Source organism: Saccharopolyspora sp. NPDC002578, from assembly GCF_053592695.1.
In genome coordinates this window covers 206,322-209,889 of sequence record NZ_JBSFWJ010000002.1, presented here as the reverse complement: position 1 = coordinate 209,889, position 3,568 = coordinate 206,322, and the positions used below count along the sequence as shown (strand labels likewise).

2 protein-coding genes are annotated in these 3,568 nt (G+C 71.9%); both read left to right on the top strand.

What is annotated here, in order from left to right; all coding sequences use genetic code 11:
- The first annotated feature begins 1 nt into the window (after window position 1).
- Complete coding sequence (fabD, locus tag ACWD38_RS02515; RefSeq protein ID WP_184478800.1) at window positions 2–2,428, top strand: ACP S-malonyltransferase; 2,427 nt, start codon at window positions 2–4, stop codon at window positions 2,426–2,428.
- A gap of 36 nt (window positions 2,429–2,464) precedes the next feature.
- Window positions 2,465–3,481, top strand: a complete 1,017-nt coding sequence (locus ACWD38_RS02510; protein ID WP_184478801.1) for an NADP-dependent oxidoreductase — start codon at window positions 2,465–2,467, stop codon at window positions 3,479–3,481.
- Window positions 3,482–3,568: the final 87 nt, after the last annotated feature.

Sequence of the window (3,568 nt, the reverse complement as noted above, 5' to 3'; positions counted from 1 at the left end):
CATGCGCGCGGTGATCTTCCCCGGCCAGGGCGCCCAGCGGCGCGGCATGGGACGGGAGCTGTTCGACACCTACCCGCAGGCGGAGCGGGAAGCCTCCGAGGTGCTCGGCTACTCGATCCGGCAGCTGTGCCTGGAGGATCCGGACAAGCGGCTCGGCGACACCCGCTACACCCAGCCCGCGCTGTACGTCGTCGGGACCCTCGCCTACCGCAAGTGGCGCGAGGACGGCGCCGCCGAACCGGACCGGTTCGCCGGGCACAGCCTCGGCGAGTACTGCGCGCTGCACGCGGCGGGCGCCTTCGACTTCGCCACCGGGTTGCGCCTGGTCCAGCGGCGCGGCGAGCTGATGTCGCAGGCCCGCGGCGGTGGCATGGTCGCGGTGCTCGGGCTCGATCCGGCGCGGCTGCGCGGATTGCTGGACGAGGGCGGGTTCGGATCGCTGGCCGTGGCCAACGACAACGCGCCCGCCCAGCAGGTCGTCTCCGGCGAGGTCGACACCATCGCGGAACTGGTGCCGCACCTGGAATCCCGCGAGATCCGGTGCGCCCGGCTCAACGTCTCGGGCGCCTTCCACTCGCCGCTGATGCTGGAGGCCAAGGATGAATTCGCCTGCTACCTCGGCGAATTCCGGCTCGGCGACCCGCGCGTCCCGGTGATCGCGAACGCCACCGCCGCGCCGTACCGGGCGGGGGAGACGGCGCGGGTGCTCGCCGAGCAGATCGTGCGGCCGGTGCGCTGGACGGAGAGCGTGCACCACCTGCTCGACGCGGGCGTGGCGGAGTTCGTCGAGCTCGGCGGGAAGGTGGTGGGCAAGCTCGTCGAGCAGATCCGCTCGGCACCGCGCCCGGCACCGGCGGCGGTCGAGGGGACGCCGGATCGTGTCGCCGCACCGAATCCGGTCGTCGCGCCGCGCGCGTCCGTCGTGCCACCCGCGCCGGTGGTGTCGCCGCCCGCGCTCCCGACCGTTCCGGCCGCACCCGCTCCGGCGGTGTCGGGCGCACCGCCGGGCCCGGTCGCCGCGACTCCGGCGAACTCCTTGGGAAGCCAGGTGTTCCGCGACCGGCTCGGCCTGCGCTACGCCTACGCGGGCGGTGGCCTGTACCGCGGCATCGCCTCCCCCGAGATGGTCGTGCGGTTCGGCCGTGCCGGGATGCTCGGCGTCCTCGGCACCGGCGGGCTCCCGCACGCCGAGGTCGAACGCGGCGTGCGGGAGATCCAGCGCGGCCTGCCCGACGGGCAGGCCTACGGCGTGAACCTGCTGGCCGACCACGACGATCCGGCGGCCGAACGCGACGTGGTGGAGCTGCTGCTGCGGCTCGGCGTGCGCATCGTCGAGGCGTCGGCGTTCATCCGGATGACCCCGGCGCTGGTGCTGTTCCGCGCCAGCGGACTGCGGCGCGGACCGGACGGGAATCCGGTGTGCGACCACCGCATCGTCGCGAAGGTGTCCCGGCCGGAGATCGCCGAGGAGTTCCTGGCTCCGCCACCGCCGCGGATTCTGGCGAAGCTGCGCGCGGAAGGCGCCCTCACCGACGAGCAGGTCCGGCTGGCCGCGCAGGTGCCGATGAGCCACGACCTCACCGTGGAGGCCGACTCCGGCGGGCACACCGACGGCGGCATCGCCTCGGTCCTGATGCCCGCCATGCTCGAACTCCGGCAGCGCGCCGCGCGGCGCCACGGCTACGCCGAACCGATCTGCGTGGGCCTCGCCGGTGGCATCGGCACCCCGTCGGCGGTGGCCGCGGCGTTCGTGCTCGGCGCCGACTACGTGGTCACCGGCTCGGTGAACCAGTGCACCGCGGAGTCGGCGATGAGCGGCACCGTCAAGGACGACCTGCAGGGCATCGGCGTCGACGACACCGGCTACGCCCCGGCGGGCGACATGTTCGAAATGGGCTCCCAGGTGCAGGTGCTGCGCAAGGGCGTCTTCTTCCCCACCCGCGCGAACAAGCTGTTCGCGCTGTACTCGCACTACGACGGCTGGGAGGAGATCCCGGCGAAGACCCGCGCGCTGCTGGAACGCACCTACTTCCACCGCAGCGCCGAGCAGGTGTGGGACGAGGTGTGCGCCTACCTGCGCTCGCGCGGCCGCGCGGAGCAGATCGTCCGTCTCGAAGCGGAACCGAAGCTGAAGCTGGCGCAGCTGTTCCGCTGGTACTTCCACTACAGCACGCGCCTGGCCATGACCGGCGACGAGCAGGACAAGGTCAACCGCCAGGTGCACACCGGCCCCGCGCTGGGCGCGTTCAACGAGTGGGTGCGCGGCACCGAGCTGGAGTCGTGGCGCAACCGCCACGTCGACGAGATCGGGCTGCTGCTGCTCGACGGCGCCGTCGAGGCCATCGGCGCCGCGGTCCGGACCTGGCAGCGCACGCTCGGCCTCGAACCGCTCGCCGCCCCCGCCCGCGAACCCGCCGCCGCCGGTTGAAAGCCGCGCCGCACCAACGCTTCCGAGGAGATCGTGATGACCGTCCCGACCACGGGCACCGAAGTCCGGCTGGCCGCCCGGCCCGACGGGTGGCCGACGCCGGAGAACTTCGCCGTCGTGCGAGCCGAAGTGCCCGCCGTCGGACCCGGCCAGGTGCTGGTGCGCAACCTGGTGATGAGCGTCGACCCGTACATGCGCGGTCGGATGAACAACGTGCGCACCTACGTGCCGCCGTTCCAGATCGGCAAACCCCTCGAAGGCGGCGCGGTCGGCGAGGTCGTCGAGTCGCGCTCGCCGCAGCTCGCCGCCGGTGACGTGGTGCTGCACGGCCTCGGCTGGCGCGAGTTCTCCGTCGTCGGCGCCGCCGGCGCCACCAAGATCGACACCGGGGTGGCGCCGCCGGCCGCCTACCTCGGCGCGCTGGGCATGCCCGGTCACGCCGCCTACGCCGGACTGCTGGAAGCAGCGGAGTTCCGGCCGGGCGACGTCGTGTTCGTCTCCGGCGCGGCGGGCACCGTCGGCTCGCTGGTCGGCCAGATCGCCCGGTTGCGCGGCGCGTCGAAGGTGATCGGTTCGGCGGGCAGTCCGGAGAAGGTCCGCTACCTGACCGAGGAGCTCGGTTTCGACCGCGCGTTCAACTACCGCGACGGCCCGATCTGGCAGCAACTGGTGAAGGCGTCGCCGGAAGGCTTCGACGTCTACTTCGACAACGTGGGCGGCGACCACCTGGACGCGGCTTTGCTGCTGGCGAAGATGGGCGCCCGCTTCGCGCTGTGCGGAGCGATTTCCCAGTACAACGAAAAGGGCGAGGTGATAGGCCCGCGGAACCTGATGCAGGCCATCGGCAAAGGAATCACGATGCGCGGATTCCTGGTGGGCCACTACGAGAACGTGAAGGACCGGTTCCTCACCGAGATGGGCGGCTGGCTCGCCCGCGGCGAAGTGTCCTGCCGGGAGACCGTGGTCAAGGGCGTCGAGCAGGCCCCGCGGGCCTTCCTGGACATGCTGAGCGGCGCGAACACCGGGAAAACCCTCATCAAGATCGCCGACTGAGCCGACGCGGAAAAGCAAAGACCAATGATTTCCCCAGTGCCTGTTTCCGCATTCGCGGAAGTGTTCACCGCCGGACCGCGAACGTGT